General features: G+C 67.2%; 19 protein-coding genes. 10 read left to right on the top strand and 9 right to left on the bottom strand.

Annotation, left to right across the window (positions count from 1 at the left end):
• Positions 1-109 precede the first annotated feature (109 nt).
• Positions 110-466: an STAS domain-containing protein gene (locus ACWF99_RS03220; RefSeq protein ID WP_378629621.1), complete on the bottom strand. Its 357-nt coding sequence runs from the start codon at positions 464-466 to the stop codon at positions 110-112.
• 287 nt (positions 467-753) lie between these two features.
• Here ACWF99_RS03220 and ACWF99_RS03215 point away from each other — a divergent pair, with 287 nt between their 5' ends.
• Entirely contained in the window at positions 754-1,167 is a 414-nt protein-coding gene (locus ACWF99_RS03215; RefSeq protein WP_378629620.1) for an ATP-binding protein, read from the top strand.
• Between the two features lie 64 nt (positions 1,168-1,231).
• Here ACWF99_RS03215 and ACWF99_RS03210 read toward each other — a convergent pair whose 3' ends face one another.
• The gene (locus ACWF99_RS03210) at positions 1,232-2,176 is read right to left on the bottom strand and encodes a helix-turn-helix transcriptional regulator (protein WP_378629618.1); all 945 of its coding nucleotides are present in this window, start codon (positions 2,174-2,176) and stop codon (positions 1,232-1,234) included.
• A 349-nt stretch (positions 2,177-2,525) separates the two neighbouring features.
• Here ACWF99_RS03210 and ACWF99_RS03205 point away from each other — a divergent pair, with 349 nt between their 5' ends.
• The 3 genes from ACWF99_RS03205 to ACWF99_RS03195 all read left to right on the top strand — a co-directional run bounded on the left by ACWF99_RS03205 (position 2,526) and on the right by ACWF99_RS03195 (position 4,192).
• Positions 2,526-2,960, top strand: coding sequence for an STAS domain-containing protein (locus tag ACWF99_RS03205; protein WP_452534373.1), 435 nt, complete (start codon positions 2,526-2,528; stop codon positions 2,958-2,960).
• 75 nt (positions 2,961-3,035) lie between these two features.
• Positions 3,036-3,812, top strand: coding sequence for an arsenate reductase/protein-tyrosine-phosphatase family protein (locus ACWF99_RS03200; RefSeq protein WP_452534371.1), 777 nt, complete (start codon positions 3,036-3,038; stop codon positions 3,810-3,812).
• Complete coding sequence (locus tag ACWF99_RS03195; protein ID WP_378629614.1) at positions 3,812-4,192, top strand: VOC family protein; 381 nt, start codon at positions 3,812-3,814, stop codon at positions 4,190-4,192. Before ACWF99_RS03200 ends, ACWF99_RS03195 begins: the two co-directional genes overlap by 1 nt.
• Positions 4,193-4,255: 63 nt before the next feature.
• Here ACWF99_RS03195 and ACWF99_RS03190 read toward each other — a convergent pair whose 3' ends face one another.
• Entirely contained in the window at positions 4,256-4,969 is a 714-nt protein-coding gene (locus tag ACWF99_RS03190) for a hypothetical protein (protein ID WP_452534369.1), read from the bottom strand.
• A 39-nt stretch (positions 4,970-5,008) separates the two neighbouring features.
• Between ACWF99_RS03190 and ACWF99_RS03185 the strand changes: the two genes are divergently transcribed.
• The 3 genes from ACWF99_RS03185 (at position 5,009) to ACWF99_RS03175 (ending at position 8,487) form a co-directional block, all read left to right on the top strand.
• The gene (locus ACWF99_RS03185; RefSeq protein ID WP_452534367.1) at positions 5,009-5,497 is read left to right on the top strand and encodes a CHAT domain-containing protein; all 489 of its coding nucleotides are present in this window, start codon (positions 5,009-5,011) and stop codon (positions 5,495-5,497) included.
• A 624-nt stretch (positions 5,498-6,121) separates the two neighbouring features.
• On the top strand, positions 6,122-7,219 hold the full coding sequence (locus ACWF99_RS03180) for a polyprenyl synthetase family protein (RefSeq protein ID WP_452534365.1): 1,098 nt from the start codon (positions 6,122-6,124) through the stop codon (positions 7,217-7,219).
• Positions 7,216-8,487, top strand: coding sequence for a hypothetical protein (locus ACWF99_RS03175; RefSeq protein ID WP_452534364.1), 1,272 nt, complete (start codon positions 7,216-7,218; stop codon positions 8,485-8,487). Before ACWF99_RS03180 ends, ACWF99_RS03175 begins: the two co-directional genes overlap by 4 nt.
• Before the next feature lie 201 nt (positions 8,488-8,688).
• Here the strand turns inward: ACWF99_RS03175 and ACWF99_RS03170 are convergent, their stop codons facing one another.
• The 3 genes from ACWF99_RS03170 to ACWF99_RS03160 form a co-directional block, all read right to left on the bottom strand.
• Entirely contained in the window at positions 8,689-9,108 is a 420-nt protein-coding gene (locus ACWF99_RS03170) for a hypothetical protein (protein WP_452534362.1), read from the bottom strand.
• Between the two features lie 114 nt (positions 9,109-9,222).
• Positions 9,223-9,666 carry a GNAT family N-acetyltransferase gene (locus ACWF99_RS03165; protein ID WP_378629598.1) on the bottom strand — a complete coding sequence of 148 codons (444 nt, stop codon included), beginning with the start codon at positions 9,664-9,666 and terminating at the stop codon, positions 9,223-9,225.
• A 349-nt stretch (positions 9,667-10,015) separates the two neighbouring features.
• A complete protein-coding gene (locus ACWF99_RS03160) occupies positions 10,016-10,147 on the bottom strand; it encodes a hypothetical protein (RefSeq protein ID WP_378658830.1) in 132 nt (43 codons plus the stop codon).
• 145 nt (positions 10,148-10,292) lie between these two features.
• Here ACWF99_RS03160 and ACWF99_RS03155 point away from each other — a divergent pair, with 145 nt between their 5' ends.
• Positions 10,293-10,478 carry a hypothetical protein gene (locus ACWF99_RS03155; RefSeq protein WP_452534359.1) on the top strand — a complete coding sequence of 62 codons (186 nt, stop codon included), beginning with the start codon at positions 10,293-10,295 and terminating at the stop codon, positions 10,476-10,478.
• 167 nt (positions 10,479-10,645) lie between these two features.
• Here ACWF99_RS03155 and ACWF99_RS03150 read toward each other — a convergent pair whose 3' ends face one another.
• A complete protein-coding gene (locus tag ACWF99_RS03150; protein ID WP_378629591.1) occupies positions 10,646-11,269 on the bottom strand; it encodes a TetR/AcrR family transcriptional regulator in 624 nt (207 codons plus the stop codon).
• Positions 11,270-11,344: 75 nt separating this feature from the next.
• Here ACWF99_RS03150 and ACWF99_RS03145 point away from each other — a divergent pair, with 75 nt between their 5' ends.
• Positions 11,345-12,556 (top strand): oxygenase MpaB family protein, encoded by a 1,212-nt coding sequence (locus tag ACWF99_RS03145; RefSeq protein WP_452534358.1) that lies wholly within the window; start codon positions 11,345-11,347, stop codon positions 12,554-12,556.
• 25 nt (positions 12,557-12,581) lie between these two features.
• On the opposite strand, the gene ACWF99_RS03140 is transcribed toward ACWF99_RS03145, so the two are convergent.
• Both ACWF99_RS03140 and ACWF99_RS03135 read right to left on the bottom strand, forming a co-directional pair.
• Positions 12,582-13,694 carry a saccharopine dehydrogenase family protein gene (locus tag ACWF99_RS03140; protein WP_452534356.1) on the bottom strand — a complete coding sequence of 371 codons (1,113 nt, stop codon included), beginning with the start codon at positions 13,692-13,694 and terminating at the stop codon, positions 12,582-12,584.
• A 421-nt stretch (positions 13,695-14,115) separates the two neighbouring features.
• Positions 14,116-14,547 (bottom strand): pyridoxamine 5'-phosphate oxidase family protein, encoded by a 432-nt coding sequence (locus ACWF99_RS03135; RefSeq protein WP_378658843.1) that lies wholly within the window; start codon positions 14,545-14,547, stop codon positions 14,116-14,118.
• Between the two features lie 231 nt (positions 14,548-14,778).
• Between ACWF99_RS03135 and ACWF99_RS03130 the strand changes: the two genes are divergently transcribed.
• Positions 14,779-16,002, top strand: a complete 1,224-nt coding sequence (locus ACWF99_RS03130) for a cytochrome P450 family protein (protein WP_452534354.1) — start codon at positions 14,779-14,781, stop codon at positions 16,000-16,002.
• Positions 16,003-16,009: the final 7 nt, after the last annotated feature.

Here is a 16,009-nt window from a genome sequence, read left to right as displayed (position 1 = left end):
CCACCCGCGGGCGTCAGCACTTCTTCGCCCGTCTCCTTCAGGGCCTTTCTGTTGTTGTGGGGGCGGGGGGGGCGGGCGCCGCGGGCGCCCCCCCCCCGCGACTCCGGACCTAGTGCGCGTTCGGCTCCGCGGCGATCGCCGCTTCCAGGGTGGCGTAGACGGCGAGCAGCTTGTCCAGCCCGGTCAATTCGATCGGTCGAGCCACCTCGTGGGAGGCGACCACGCGCAGCTGATAGGGCGCGGCCTTGGACACGACCAGCAACGCGCTGAGACCGGCCGAGCCGAGGAAGCCGACCTGGGTCATATCGACCACCAGTGTCCTGCCGCCCTGCTGTGCCTTCTCCAGCGCCGCTTGCAACTGGGGCGCCGAGGCCATGTCAACTTCACCGCGTACGGAAAGGATTTCGAAGTCGTCTTGTGCTCGTGTCTGCACGTCGAGGTCTCGGAAGCCGCCTTCTACACTCACCGAAGGTCTCCTCGGTTGCGATTCGCCACTTTTCTACCTCTTGCCTCTAGCTTCGCCGGGTCGGCGAATGTGCGAGCGATTCTTGCCCAAGCAACCTACCCCATCAGCTCGGGCCGCAAACCGTTGCGCCGCATCGGGGTACCCTGGCTCGGACGTATCCGCAGGGCTGCGGCGAGAGGGTTTTGTCACGCCCGGACGCGGCATATCCGGATACCGCAGGGGTACTGCCAATGGCGCGGGTGTTCTCGCGGATTCGTTGGACGTCGAGATGGAGAGGGAGGCATCAGGTGACGACGCACCCATCTCGGCAGCACAGCGCCGTGAAACCGTTCGAGATCGATTTCTCGGCAGAGGCCGCGCGGTTGGCCGAAGTACGCCACGCGCTGCAGGCCTGGCTGACCGAGGTGCCGGTCGACCCGGACCAGGCATACGACATTGTGCTCGCCGTCGGCGAGGCGTGTACCAACGCCGTCGAGCACGGTCACCGTGGCGGCGGCGGCACAATACGCGTCACTGCGGCGCTCACCGAGACTCACGTCCACACCGTCGTGATCGACGAGGGACGCTGGTCGACCCCTGACCCCGACGCCGATCAGTCACGTGGGCGTGGGATGGGCATCATGCGCGCTCTCAGCAGTGAGTTCGAGGTCAGCACATCGTCGGCGGGCACCGTGGTGGACATGCGGTTCGCTCGGGCGTGAGACGGCCCCGACCTCCTCGGTCGCGCTGAGCTCGCACTGCGTTCGCGACGTAATGCAGCAGCGCTCATTCGCGCAGGGTCTGGCTCGGTGGCTGACCGTAGCGTTGGCGGTAGGCCGTGGCGAAGCGGCCCGGATGGGTGAAGCCCCATCGGTAGGCGATGGTCGAGACCGTCTGACCGTCACCGGGCAGCGCGGCGCCGAGTTGCTCGTGCGCCGCGGCAAGGCGCAGTCGCTGCAGGTACTCGAGCGGCGTCGTGTTCAGGTGACGGCGAAAGGCGAGCTGCAGGGCGCGCGGCGTGACAAAGGTCGCCGCTGCGACGTCGCTGATCGCGATCCTGTCACCCAGATGCGACTCCAGATACGCGATGGCGCGGCGCACGGTGTGGGGGTGAGCGTCATGACGATCGGTGGCGCTGGGCTCGTGCTCGGCGGTCGTCGGCATGGTGGCCAGCACGGTCGCGGCGAGATAATCCGAGGCGGTCGTGACAGTGAGCGGGCTGCTCGCCGCGTCGGGGTCCGCGGCGATCTGCTGCAGATGAATGATCACCCGCCGCAGCCGCTGTCCGGCCGCGACAGTGACAGGTCGGTGCCCGTCCACGCGCACTCGGTTCCCGCCCGCGGCAGTGGCCATACGGTTCAAGATCGCGGGGTCGAACATGGTGATGTCGTAGCGGCTGGTTCGGATGACCCCCGAGTAGGGCAGGTCGTGGGGGGTGAGCAGACCTGTCTGCCCGGGGGTGAAGGTGTCGGTGCCGCTGTCGTGATAGTTCTCCTCGATCCGGCCACTGTGCACGGTGACCAGGCAGACCCGGCCGAGCGGGTCGGCATCGTAGGTCATGTCGAAACCCATCTCGAGCTGGTCGAAGTTGATCGAACCGAGCATCTCGCGACGGATCCGGGCGCGTACCTGATGCGGGCCGTGGTTGCCGATCTGCACCCGGGTGTAGGCGTTGTTGAGGAACTCCTCGGTCGCGGCGAGGTCGTCGCTCTCGAAATTCAGACCTTGCACGACGCTCCCTCCGTGGACACGCGATGAAGGGCACGGCGGCGAAGGCGGGGCGCCGGACGACCGCGCCCGTATGGTTACCGGCTCCATTTTACCGGCTCGGCAACAGGCGACGCACCCGTTGTCTCGCCCTCGGCACACCGCGTGTCGTCTCTGCGGCGCCCGGGCGCGGAGACGAAATGCGAAGGCCGATCACCGTGAATCAGGACCGATAGCGAACAACTGGATGCCAGGGCGGCGACGGGGCAAGGCAGTTGCCGGGCCGCGTGCTGGAATGGGGTTGTCAGCCCGATCTTGAGCACACAGGACAGTTGGCAGCGCACTGCTCTCCGGTGCTGAAGAATTGAGTCCGTTGAACAATCGTCCCGACGAAACCCGCTCGCCCGCAGTCGGCGACCCGGCTGCCGATCCCTGCCGCCGCTTGGGTGCCGAAGCGGAATCCGCAGGACAGGTCATCGTGCTGCATGCTCGTGGGGAGATCGACGCCTACACCCTGCCGCGCTGGCGGGGCCTGCTCGAGTCGGCTGTCCCGGCGTCCGCCGGCGACGGTCATCTCGTCGTCGATCTGGCCGAGGTCACGTTCCTGTCGGTACGTGCCATCATGGTCGTCGCCGACCTGGCGCAGCAGCTGGACCGCCGCGGCATCGGGACGCATCTCGCCGGCGGGCGGGCCGCCGCGACCGTCGCGCGCGTGATCGACCTCGCCGGGATGACCGAGTGGATTTCGATCCACCGGGACCTCGCCACGGCTCTGACCGCTACGACCGGTCCGCGCTCCGACGCCTGACGTAGGCGGGCCGCTGGCTGTTGGACCTACCGAATGCATCAAATGGAATTGATGGGTTCGGTGTATCCTTGGCGTATGACGTCGGCTCGTCACACTGTTCCATCGTTTGTTCTCCTGGCCGCTCATCCGCTGCGGTGGCGACTGCTGACCGAGCTGTCCGCCGGCGACTATCGCGTGCGCGAACTGGTAGCCCGTGTGGGCGAGCCACAGAATCTGGTCTCCTATCACCTGCGACTGTTGCGTGATGGTGGCGTCGTCACTACCACGCGCAGCAGCCACGATGGTCGCGACACCTACTACCACCTGGATCTCGACAGCGCCGCGCAACTGCTCACCACCGCAGGCGCGGCACTGCATCCAGCGCTTCACATGGCATCCACGCCACTACGATTCGCGCCCTCGGCGCGGCCGACGGTGCTGTTCGTGTGTACCGGGAACAGCGCCCGCTCCGTGATCGCCGAGTCCCTGTTGCGACTCCGTGCCGGTGGCGGAATCGATGTGTTCAGCGCCGGTACCCGTCCGAAGCCGGCCATGCATACCAATACGGTTCGGGTACTGCGTGCGGAATTCGGCATCGACCTCATCGACCGACGTCCTCGCCGTCTCGACACACTCACCGGCCGTCGCTTCGACGCGGTGATCACCTTGTGCGACAAGGCTCGTGAGAGCTGCCCCGACTTCGGCGACGACCCCCGGTGGATCCACTGGAGCATCCCCGATCCGGCGGCCTCGAGCGGTAGCGACGACGACAGCTACCCGAATTTCCTGGCCACCGCCGCCGAGATCGACACCCGCATCCGCTATTTGCTGCCGACCCTCACCGACCTCGGTCCCACGAAAAGGAGCGCATGATGCCAACATCCACCGAATACGCCAGCGTCCGTTACCTCGTCGCGGACGTGCAGGCAGCCGTCGACTTCTACACCGATCGTCTCGGCTTCACCCTGCACACCAGCGCTGCCCCCGCCTTTGCCGACGTGGTCCGCGGCTCGCTGCGACTGTTGCTGTCCGGTCCAGCCAGCTCCGGCGCTCGCGCCACCCCCGTCGAATGCGCCGGACCGGGCGCGAACCGCATCCACTTGATCGTCGCCGACCTCGACGCCGAGATCGGACGCCTTCGCGCGACAGAGACCGAATTCCGCAGCGGTGTCGTCAGCGGTCCGGGCGGCCGCCAGATCCTGCTCGCCGACCCGAGCGGCAATCTGATCGAACTGTTCCAGCCCGCTGGTTGATTCGGCGATGTCGATCCGCCGATCGGCGAGCTGTCGGAGGCGGGTGAGAAACGGCGACGCCGGCTACCTGGGCTGTTTCCGCAGCACCTCGGTCATTTGCTCGCCGATCGCCGGTGTCAACCTGCCCGTCAGCTCGAACCCGAGCTGGTTGGCGACGTCTCGGGCGTACAGGTCGATCGAGGCTTCCACGAGGTCCGCGTAGACACCCACCGCACGGCGGATCCGACGGCGTGACACCAGCAATGCCCACACTCCCGGCACGAGCGCCGGCCACCAGTACACACCGACTGCCAGGTAGGCCAAGCCCCACACCGGGGTGCGGGCGGCGGAGCCACATCGTTCCTGGACCGCTGTCACCTCGGTGCGCGCCGCGTCGGGCAGCACCAGCCACAATCGCGGCCACGTCGTGGTCAGGTCGAGACCGGTGCCGCGGCTGACGCGCTCGTCCACGCTCCGCAGCCGGTCGCCTGCCCACGTGGGGCAGGCCGGTTCGATCTCGGAGATCGCGTTGCGTCGCAGTACAGCTCGCTGCGCGGTGCTCTTCGCCCGGCGGTCCGATCGGTCAGCCAGCACCGCCTTGACCGCGGCGTCCGCCTTGACCGTGGCACGCCGCCAACGGCGGTGGCGCAGTGCGGCGAACGGTCTGCCGGCACCGGTGCCCGTGGCAGCCCACGCGGCGATCACGACGCCGCCGAGCGCGGTGACCGCCAACCCCACCACCGCGGTCGCGGCGAGGAACGCCGCGGCGGCCCACACCAGCGCGGGACCGGTCGACACCGTCGTCACCCGGGTCCACAACAGCTTGAAGTCGAGTGCGTGCTGATCGACGCCGCCGCCGACTTCGATGCCATCAAGCGGGGGCTGCACGAGCACGCGATCGCCCATTTCGCCTGCCACGGCCGGGCGGTCAGCTCGGCGAAGCATCCCGACCAGGGGGGACTGGTGCTCAGCGACGGGATGTTCGTGCCCTCGTTCGTGCACGACCTGCGCACCACGCGGGCACAGCTGGCGTTCCTGTCCGCCTGCGACACCGCGGGCCCCGACCCGGCTCTGCTCGACGAGCCGCTGAACTTGGCGTCGGCGTTCCACCTCGCGGGCTTCCGCGGGGTCATCGGCACGCTGTGGCACACCGCCGACAGCTCCCAGACCGCCGAGGCGGTCTACGCCGCGCTCACCGCGCACGGCACCCGGGCGCCCGACACGGCCGAGGCGGCGACCGCGCTCACCGAAACGTTGCGCAGCATGCGCAACGCCTATCCGGCCGTGCCGGCCAGGTGGGCCGCACACGTCCACGTCGGTGATTGACCTACCCACAGTTGGTGCAACACCTCGATTTCGGCTCGTGTCCCGGCTACGCGCATCCTCGTCGTCGACTCCTGGCCGCGTCCGCTGCGTCCAGACTCGGGTAAGTCACTGTGGCACAACACTATTCGATCAAGTATCCGAAGGCACGCACGGGCGTGGGACGTCGAAGGTGCCCTCTGGAACGAGGCCCCGGTCCGGTCATGGCCGGGAAACTGGGCAGAAACCCACAAGATCGGAGATCGGCGCCGTGGAGTCTCACGAAGCGCCGAATGTCCTGTGCGGCAACGTGATCGACGCCGTAGAATTGTCGGCAGAGCGACGTCGCTCCCTTCGACGACCGATCGCCGGACAATGGCGTTTTCGTGAACGGTCCGAGTGCAGGTGTTTGCCGACCGTACCCACATCGTCCCGGTCCCGTCGACGTGACCATCCACGGATCGTGACGTCCGAATCTCACTGTTTCAGCGCGATACCAGATCTACGGGCCACGACGCTACGTCTCTGTCGTTGCGGCAGACAGTAGCTGTGGCAGGACGCCGACGACTCCGCCTGAATCGTGCCAGCCCCCAGCGAACCATCAGCGGATCTCACCGCCCTATGGCCGCACCAAAGGAGTTCAGCGTTATGGACAATCCCGCGCTACCCGAAGTCCGCCGTCACGACGCTCGTCCGGCAGGTAACCCGCAGCACCAGGGCGAACCGGTCGCGCTGATGCTCAGACATCCGAGTGTGACTCAGCCGGTTGCCGAGCACCAGGGCTCCGCAACGCGCGAACTTCTTACGCTGGTCAACGCGCGCCTGTACGAAATCCTCATCAGCGGTAAAGGTTTCGACGACATCGGCAGGCACGTCCTCGCCACTCCTGGCAAGCGTGTGCGCGCACGTCTGGTTCTCGCGAGCGCAGGACTGCTTGCCCCCGTCGGGTCCGAACCCAGTCGCGCCGCCCTCGATCTGGCCTGCGCGATGGAGATGCTGCACGAGTCCTCGCTGGTGCACGACGATATCTGTGACGGATCGTTGCTACGCCGCGGCGCGACGTCGGTACCCGCCGCGTTCGGCGTGCGCATCGCGGCCAGAGCGGGGTTCCACATGGCAGGTGCCGCGGTGCAGGTGATCGCTGAGGTGCTTGCCGACAACCCGAGAATGTCCGCGTGCCTGGGGGAGGTGCCCGGTGTGACGTATTCCGACGGGCTGTCGGATCTGTCCTTCGGTCAGCTCATCGAAATGCTGCCGCCCGCGGTCGATGCGACCGCGCTGCGCCGTCATTACCGACTCGTCGCCGGCGCCAAGACCGGCACCTTGTTCCGATTGTCGTGCTCCTACGGCGGCACCGCCGGCGGTGCCGATCACGATCGCCTGCGGGCGCTGATGACATACGCCGATGAGCTCGCACTCGCGTTCCAGATCATGGACGACGTCCGTGATGTCGAGGGCGGTCCCGAGCTGGGCAAGGACGCAGGGGGTGACCTGGAACGACGGGTTCCGACCTGGCCGGTGATCGAATGGCTCGACATGCGCGCCGGCGCGCGGGAGATGTGGCTGTCCGCGGACACCCCGAGCGCGATCCTGCAAAGCGACCTGATCGACAGCGGGGCCACCGCAGCCGCGCGGGCGGTTGCCCTCGACGCCACACAGAAGGCGAGCGCAGCACTGGACATCTTCCCGCCATCGCCTGCTCGCGACGACCTCCGTGCACTGCTACAGGAAGTGATCACCCGATGAGGCAGAACAGAATCGGATCGCTCGCCCATGGATTTCGACACCTGCGACGCGCACCGGACATGGCCGCGCTACGGGCCGCCTCCTCACCTGAGGAGCTGGCCCGGCTGGCACTGATCCCAGCCGGTCGTAACCTCGGTATCGCGGTGAGCTTTTTGCCCACCCACCTGCAGGCAGAGGCCACCGCCGCCCTGCTGGCCTGCCGAGTTCTGGACGCCTTCGAGGATCTCAGCGATCGCGCGATCGCGAGCTGTTCCGTCCTGGACGCCGCGGACTACCTCACCGGCAACATCGACACCAAGCCCGCCGCACTGCCTTCGGTCAGCACAGAAGCCCGCGACAGCGAAGCGGTCGACCGGCTCCTGGCCGAGCGTATCGGCGACATCCGCGCTCTGCTCGTCGCGCTGTCGCCGGCCGGGCGCAAGCGTGTGGGCGCGGTGGTCATCGATGTCGCAGCGGTGATGGCCCGCAATATCGACTCACCGCTGTCGCGGGTCGCCTACAGCAAAGGTGTGCTCGGCCGGGTCACCTACTACGCGTGTGAACTCGCCTCCGAAGCCGTTGTGCCCGAGGCGGATCTGCGCGAACTGGCCAGCTGTCTCGCCATCATCGCTCAGTCCGCCAACGACCTGCGCGACAACGAGCTCGAGATCTACGGCGTTGCCGACCGCGACGAACTGAAGCGGAAGGTCATGCTCCAGCTCCTCGTGCCGGCACTGGGCGGCTTCGCCCTGCTGGCCAGGCTCGGTCCCGCCACCCCGAGTTTCGGTGCGCGGGTGGCGATGGCGCACATGACCATCACCACGACGGCTTTCCTGTGCGGGGCCGTCGACGCGCCCCCGCCCTTTCGGCGCAAGGTCGGCGCCGCGCTCCTTGCGGCGTCCTCGGCGAGGCACTGGACCACGATGCTGGATCGGGTGCGGCGAAGTGTCGACGTGGCGGTCCACCGAATGCTGGACGTCTCACCGGAGCTCGCCGACGCGACGAACAAGGCGACCGAGGCGCTCGTTGTGGGCGACCCGCTGTCGATGCCGACCTCGCTGGTGCCGCTGATCGTCGACACCACCTTCGCCATGGTGCAGACCCTGCCCGAAGGTGCGCTGACCGGCGAGCTCACCGACGCCGAGGTGCGCACCATGTTGATCGCCGACCACCTGGCTTTCAGCGCGATGGAACGGGTGCCACCACACGACCCCGAAGCGCTACAGGCCCTCGCCACACAACTCCAACTCGGCGCGCTCGATACCAGCGTGGGCGGGCACAACCGGTAGACAGCGCACCCGCCACGCGCGCGCCGGATCGGGTAGGACCGCACGGAGGGAGAGATTCACCGGCGTCGCTGGATCACTCTCTACGGCAGTGTTTTTCGCTATACAGCCAGGGTGGCGGGCGGTACTCGAGCAGCGCGACACGGCGGGGGAGCGGCTCCGGTCGGAAACGACTGACGTTGCCGGCCGCGCGGCGCGGTCGAACTACTGATCAGACGCTGACGGGCACCTGGCCAGGATATCGTCGCGCCACTGTGTCGAATCGCGTACGTACCACGCGGCGCTGTCATCGTCGAAGTTCACACGGACCAGCGGGCGACCGATCGATTTGCCGGCGTGGGACTGCACGAGATCCACGGCGGTGATCGATGCGAGCGCAACCTCGAGTGCGTCCTCCGATCCCGCTCGGCGAAACCACAGTCGCGTATCGGTCAGCACGAGCGCGCCGTTGCCGCGCACCTGCCTCCCGCCCTTCGAGGCGCTGCCGAAGTAGTTGGCGACGGGGTCACTGCGCACGATTTCCCCGGGTGCAAAGTTCGCCGCGATGGCCGCCTCGGCTGTCCGGCGGATTGCGCGCAGGATGAATCCGGTGATGAGTGCGATGGCCGCGAGCGCTACGACCACGATGACGATGATCGCGAAGACGATCGAGCCGACAGCCATGGGCGCAGTGTAATACTCGACGGCACTCGTGTCGGGAAGAGCGATATTCGGCAATCAGCTTGCCGTAGCCGCACGTTAGTACATTCCTGTCGGTGCGGGGACGGGCTCCGACTTCAACGTCTTCGCGAAGGCTCGGTTGAAATCAGGTCGACCTGGCACATAGGGCGGGATCGGTGTGTATCCGGCCGAGGCGTAGAGGCGCATAGCGGCCCGGTTGTACGAGCCGGTCTCCAGGATGATCCGGGCGACGCCGTGCTCGAACGCGAACTGTTCTAGACCAGAGAGGACGAGTCGGGCCACCCCGCGTGCGCGATGGTTCGGCACCACGAACATCTTCCGGATCTCGGCTGCCCGCTCGACAAGCGATGACGTGCGGAGTCCGCCGCAGGCGACCGGCTCGCCTGCGATGTAGGCGACGATGAACAACCCTCGATGAGGTTCGTACTGCGCTGGTCGATCGAGATTCGGGGGATCGTCGAAGCCGACTATCGACCGACGTTCTTTGGCGTACTCCGTCATCAGCTGGACGGAATCCGGATGGTCGAACCGACTTGGGATGAGCGTTGTAGTTCCAGCGGTCTCGGAGACTTGCCGAGCGCGCTTCACGGGTGCAGTAAAGGAATTGGGTGGCGATGCCCCGGTACCGGGCTCAGGGTGCGACGGCATATCGATGTTTATCCCACATTCGAGGTCGTCGCCCGAAGTGATTGGACTTGGTCGGTCTGCCGAACGCAGGTCGTGGCTACGGCACGTCCCAGCTGGCAGGGTCCTCGACCGGGCTTCCAAGGCCGACGAAGCACCAACCTGGACGAGACGCTCGTGGCGACCCCGCGTTCTGCCGTGGTTGTGCCTCATCAGGACGAATGCATCACTCGCGTTCGCAGCCGATTCCGTCCCCGTCGCGGTCGAGGTCGTAGACGTCGGGCCCGACCACCCGCACACGCCCCGTGTATTCAGGTCCGTTGCCGCTGCCGCTCGCGCAATCGACGTCGCTGGCCATGGGCACGCAGGGTTCGTAGGAAGGGTGGCAATTGGCTGCGGATTCTGGCGCCCAGTTCGGGATTGGACTCGATGGTGTCCGGGAAGGAACCGTGGGCAGCGGAGGAGGAAGCGGCAGGGGTGCCGGTCCGGGCGGGACGGCCACTGTGGTCGATGGCAAGGGTGCCGGGGAGCGCGGAGCCGAGGAGACGGGGGAGCTGCTCGTCACCGGGCTGGTGGTGCTGAAGCCGGGTGGCACGCCGCGCTCGGCAGGATCGCTGCTGCTTCCGCATCCGACTAGAACGATCGCACTCAGCAGCGATACCGCGGTCGCGGTGGGGCTGGTGAGGTGATCCATGGCGAATCCTACGGTGAAGAAGTCTGTACCCGGGATATCGGTCGCTGACCAAGCGCTGCTACATCTGGAGCGGATCTGAGGTTCGCCGGCCGAAATGGCATTCCTCGGGGTTCCTGCCTTGTTCGTCTCGCCGGACGTGGAGCTGTTCGACCGCGCCGACTGTCAGGGCGCTCGGTTCACCACGGCTAGTGCGAGTTCGGTGCAGAGGGCGGCTACTTCGGTGGTCGGCCGACCGGGGTCGGCCAGCCAGGTCGCCACCAGCTGGTTGATTCCGCCGACGACGAAAAGTGCTTCCTGGCGCCGGATCTCCGGATTCGCGGGGGTATCGAGGAATTCCGCGCTGTACTGCATCACGAGGTCGGTAACGATCCCGACGGCACGGGAGCGCAACTCTTCGAGCCCTGCGACGCTGCTGGTATCGCTGGTCATGATGCGGTGGATGCTGGGGTCGTCGGCGATCGTGTCGAGGTAGGTCGTCAGTGCCCGCAGGAGTTTGCGTTTCAAGGTCCCCGGCTCGGCCTGGCTCGCGTCGACGAGGGTGGTGAACAGCTCCTCCTGCACCTGCTCGGCGACGGCGAGGACCAGTGCGTCTCGGGTGGTGAAATGTTCGTAGAAGTAGCGCGGGGTCAACCCCGACGCGGCGCACACGCGGCGCACGGTGACTTCGCTCGGGCCGGCCTCGCCCCAGATCTGGCGACCCGCGGCGAGGAGTTTGTCGCGGCGCTCGTCACGTCGATTCGCCGCGCTGATTCCCCGGTAGGACCGGACCACCTCTGCGCGCGCCATTGACAGGACTTTAGCAGCCGACCTATTTTGGATATCAGTCGTTATCCACAATGGAGCGCTCAACGAGGAGTGTCGATGACCACCGTTCCCACCCGTCACCCGGATCGTCCCCACCGCGTCCCGCCCCTCGTCGGTGGCTTCGCGGCGATGCTGGGGGTTCACCGCCCCGACTCGGCGCAATGGCAGCGTCTCGGCGAGGGCCTGCTCGTCGGTGACGACGCGATGGATCGGCTGGTGGACTGGATGGTCGCCACGGACTCGAAGCGCATACGCCCGCTGTTCGATCGAGCGCTCACCGACGGCATCGCTGCGGTGCCGGAGGCGCCGGATCCGCTGCGGGAGTTCTTCCTCGCGATCGAGACTGTTCCGGCGTGGGTCGATCACGACAAGCTCGTGCGCGGGGCCAAGGTCCTGCTCACCGGCGGTTCCGACGGCATGTACGTCGCGCGCGACGTCGCCATGCTCGGCGGCTACCAGTTCTCCGGCTTCAACAAGACCCTGTTGCGCACGGGAGCGCTGGAAAAAGGCTCCAATCAGCGGTGGGCCGAGACGATGCAGTGGGCGATGGATGTCCTGTCCGAGGACGGCTTGTCCCCGCTGGGTCTGGGATACCGATCCACGATCCGGGTGCGGCTCATCCACGCCTTCGTCCGCAGGCACGTGGCTGCCATGCCGGACTGGCGGACCGAGGACTGGGGCCTGCCCATCAACCAGACGGATATGGCGGCCACGCTCGTCGGCGCCTTCATCGCCCCGGCGATCGGTGGGATGGGCCTGGGCCTGCTGCTGACCCCTGCCGAAACTGACGCTGCCGCGCACCTGGTCCGCTACGTCGGCTGGCTGCTCGGTGTCGAGGAACAGTGGCTGCCGCACTCCTTCCGAGACGGCGTGCGCGTCCTGGTGCACACGCTGTCCGCCTTGGCCGACCCCGACGAGTCGACCCGTCAACTCGCGGTGCCGATGTCACGAGACCCGTTGTCTTGGAACTATGACCGGCTGCCCACGATCCGGCGCCGCCTTGCCTATGCCCAGCATCTGTCGGTGACGGGGACTTTCCTCGGCCGCCACACGATGCGTGCGCTCGGGCTGCCGACGGCGATCGTTCCGTGGTACCCGGCGATCCGAATCCCGGTCAACGTCGCGCGCTCGGTCACCCGGCTGTTGCCCGGCGGACTCGACCGTGCGGCGACTCGCGGTGCGCGAGAACAGGATCGGTTCATGGGGACACTGGTCAGCGCGGGACCGACCGTCGGCGCGGCGGCCGCGCGACTCACCCACGCGGCCTAGCGCTGCAACGCGGTGGCGGCCGGTGTCAGGTTGCCTTCGGCTCGATGGAGGGGCCAGGGTGAGGCGACCAGCCGGCGTCGCGGGCGGCGGTGTACAGCGCGTCCAGACCGAACGCGTCGACCGGGCCGAGCGCGCCGGAGCCGAGGAGACCGCCGCCCAGTGCGGTGTCGGCGGCCCAGGCCAGAATCGCCGCGGTGAAATCGTAGGGATCGCCGCCCTTCAGGGTGACGGTGGCCAGCGTCGTGCCGGTCGCGTCCTGAGCTTCGGCGACCACCCAGGTGCGGTTGCGGCGGCGAGCTTCGGCGTCGGGGCCTCCGGTCGACCCCTTGACGGTTCGGGCCAAAGCCTCGTCGAGTCCGCGCTTGAGTGCAGGCACCTGTGCGACGACCGAGGTCAGTCGTGAGCCGACGCGCAGCGTCTGTGCCGCGAGCGGCGGCAAGCCGAGGAACACATCGACTTCTCGCAGGTGCGGGTGCGAGCGCGTCAGCGCGAAATGCTCCGACCCGGGAATCGATGTCCCCGTCCGGCTTTCGCCGGCGACATCGAAGGAACGCAGACGCGCCCCGGTGCGCTCGGTGACCACCTGTCCGGAGCGCAGGGCGAAGCCGGGCTCGAACAGCATCCCCGCCATGGACGCGCGGGTACCACCGCTGGTGCCGGGACTTTTCATGAAGTAGCCGACGTCGGCACGCACCGCGGTGGGAGCCTCGCGCAAGGCCAGCCCGGCCGCGAGATTGCCCGGCACGTAGTCGAACCCGAACGCGGTGAGCAGCCCCGCACCGGCGGCACGGGCCTGGTCGTCGTGCTCGAACACGGTGCGGATGAAGGGCCCTTCGCCAGTGGAATCGATGTAATGCGCGCCCGCGGCGATCGTTGCGGCCAGTGCGGGGCCCCCATGCCGCAGGAACGGCCCGACCGTCGTCACCAGAACATCGCCGCGACCGAGCAGGGCCCGCACCGACGCGGGGTCGGTGACGTCGGCGACGGCCGTCCGGCAGCCGCCGAGTTCGGCGCCGAGCTTCTCGAGGGCTGCCCCGTTGCGTCCCGCCAGCACGGGCGATGCGCCGCGTGCGGTGAGGGCTTCGGCCGTCAGGCGTCCGGTGTAGCCGGTTGCCCCGAACAGTACAATTTTCGGCATCGCCGCGTCTCCTCATGGTTGGCCACTTGCCAACGCTACCGGTGCGGGCCGTGCGGGGTTGGTCCACGAGCTAGGGGAGATCGCGACCTCCACATCGCCGCGGTAATCGGCGGTGTGTACCCACCGGCCGATGGTTGCGAAGCCGATGAATCCGTCGGCCAGCGCAGTGCCATCGGCATAACGCTGCGATATTGCGATATATGCATCTAAATATGTGCCAGCCGCAACTCAGATGCCGGGATCGGCATAGATGGTGGGGGAAGAGAGCTGTGGAGAAGGCTCACCTCTACCGGTTGGCTGACCTGTCGAAAGGTGCCGAACACGGCGGTCGCCGAGGCGGCGATCCCGTCAGGTCCCGTGAGCCCATCAGCGAGGTGCCGATGCACGGCGAGTGGATCATCGACCTGACGGGAAACAGCCGTCACATCATCGTGTATCGGCTCACGGCTTCGGGCTCGATGGTGATGCGCAGCCAGTCGGCGGCCCGCATCTCGGTGAGGTCGTCGGCTCGGCGTTCGTCATCGAGGTCCCAGTATCGCGCGGCCAGGCGGGAGAGCAGGTCATGCGCTCCATCGGGTGAGATGGTGGTGTGGCCGGCGACGGAAACCCAGCGCTCGCGCTCACCCACCGGGGCGGACACGACGATCGAGGCGCGAGGGTCGCTTCGCAATCGCGAGACCTTCACCGAATCCGGGGCCGTGAACAATTGGATCGTGCCCTCGGCGGTGACCTCGAACCAGACCGGCCGGGGCTGGGGTGGTGTGGGTCCGCCGGCTACGGACAGAAACCCGTAGAGGGGGCGTCCGAGGAACTCGATATCCTTGGCGGTCAGCGACTGTGCTTCCGTGCTCATCGTGGTCCTTTCCGAAGAGTCAGGGCAGGACCCTGGCCGTACTGGCGGAGGAGACCGCCGGGCGCCCGTAGCCCTTCCCGCGCGATGACGAGGCTACCGATCAACTTCCGCCGTCGGCGCCTCAATTCGTGCCCTGGATCGCCCAGACGAAGGGTAGGTTTGTACCGGGCGGGTGAAACTGGCTGCGGCACTGTCGATTACGGGCGTAGACCCTGGTGGAGGAGATTTTTCATGGAACCCATCGTGCTGGATACGACCGGTGCCGACATCCAAGGTGAGTCGGCACGCATTCAGCAGCGTGGCCCGGTGGCGCTGGTCGAACTGCCCGGTGGCGTGCCCGCCTGGTCGGTCACCGATCAGGCAGTGCTGCGGAGTCTGCTCGCCGATCCTCGGGTGTCGAAGGACCCCAGACAGCACTGGATGTCGTTCATCAACGGCGAGATCACCGAGGCGTGGCCGTTGTTGCCGTGGGTAGCGGTCGACAACATGTTCACCGCCTACGGCGCCGATCACCGCAGGCTGCGCCGACTGGTCTCCCCGGCCTTCGGTCATCGCCGCAGTACCGCGCTGCGTCCGCGGATCGCCGAGATCACCGAGAACCTGCTCGACGCGCTGGCGGCCACTCCTGCCGGCGAACCGGTCGATCTGCGAAGCGGCTTCGCCTATCCGGTGCCGATCCGGGTCATCACCGAACTGGTCGGCGTGCCCGAAGGGCTGGGGCCTGCGCTGCACAAGTGCGTGGACGGCTTCTTCGACGGCTCGTTCACCGCCGAGCAGGCTCAGGCCAACTATCTCGAAATGTATGGATTGGTCGGCGAACTCGTCGCCTACCGTCGTGCGCATCCTGGTGACGACGTCACCAGCGCGCTGATCGCCACGCGCGACGAGGACGACTCCGCGCTGTCGGAGAAGGAACTCGTCGACACCTTGATGCTGATCATCAATGCCGGTCACGAGACCACGGTCAATTTGCTCGACCAAGCGATCGTCGCCCTGCTCACCCATCCTGAGCAGCGCGCCGCGGTGGCCGCAGGGCAGGTGTCGTGGGCAGACGTGGTCGAGGAGACGCTGCGCTTCCAGGCACCGGTGGCACACCTGCCCCTCCGATACGCGGTCGAGGACATCGACATCGCCGGGAAGTACCGAATCGGCAAGGGCGAGGCCATCTTGGCCTCCTACGCAGGCGCCAGCCGCGACCCGAAAGTGCACGGCGCCAACACCGCCGAGTTCGATCCCACCCGTGCCACCCGCGATCAGCACCTCGCCTTCGGCCACGGCGCACACCACTGCATCGGCGCATCACTGGCCCGGCTCGAAGCGGCTGTCGCGTTGCCTGCGCTGTTCGATCGGTTCCCTTGGATGAGCCTGGCCACGAGCCTGACCGAACTGGCGCCCGTGCCGAGTTTCATCTCCAACGGGCACGCCACTGTTCCGGTGTATCTGCACGCGGCGTGAGCGCAGC

The sequence above is a fragment of the Nocardia sp. NPDC055002 genome (assembly GCF_053608825.1).
Note: the sequence above shows the minus strand (reverse complement) of the source record. Positions and strands in the feature narration are given on the sequence as shown.

Bases quoted from the DNA above. Each gene is read 5' to 3' on its own strand.
- ACWF99_RS03180 (WP_452534365.1), top strand. From the start codon at position 6,122: ATGGACAATCCCGCGCTACCCGAAGTCCGCCGTCACGACGCTCGTCCG.
- ACWF99_RS03130 (WP_452534354.1), top strand. From the start codon at position 14,779: ATGGAACCCATCGTGCTGGATACGACCGGTGCCGACATCCAAGGTGAG.
- ACWF99_RS03135 (WP_378658843.1), bottom strand. From the start codon at position 14,547: ATGAGCACGGAAGCACAGTCGCTGACCGCCAAGGATATCGAGTTCCTC.
- ACWF99_RS03175 (WP_452534364.1), top strand. From the start codon at position 7,216: ATGAGGCAGAACAGAATCGGATCGCTCGCCCATGGATTTCGACACCTG.
- ACWF99_RS03200 (WP_452534371.1), top strand. From the start codon at position 3,036: ATGACGTCGGCTCGTCACACTGTTCCATCGTTTGTTCTCCTGGCCGCT.
- ACWF99_RS03145 (WP_452534358.1), top strand. From the start codon at position 11,345: ATGACCACCGTTCCCACCCGTCACCCGGATCGTCCCCACCGCGTCCCG.
- ACWF99_RS03195 (WP_378629614.1), top strand. From the start codon at position 3,812: ATGCCAACATCCACCGAATACGCCAGCGTCCGTTACCTCGTCGCGGAC.
- ACWF99_RS03165 (WP_378629598.1), bottom strand. From the start codon at position 9,666: ATGACGGAGTACGCCAAAGAACGTCGGTCGATAGTCGGCTTCGACGAT.
- ACWF99_RS03150 (WP_378629591.1), bottom strand. From the start codon at position 11,269: ATGGCGCGCGCAGAGGTGGTCCGGTCCTACCGGGGAATCAGCGCGGCG.
- ACWF99_RS03160 (WP_378658830.1), bottom strand. From the start codon at position 10,147: ATGGCCAGCGACGTCGATTGCGCGAGCGGCAGCGGCAACGGACCTGAA.
- ACWF99_RS03140 (WP_452534356.1), bottom strand. From the start codon at position 13,694: ATGCCGAAAATTGTACTGTTCGGGGCAACCGGCTACACCGGACGCCTG.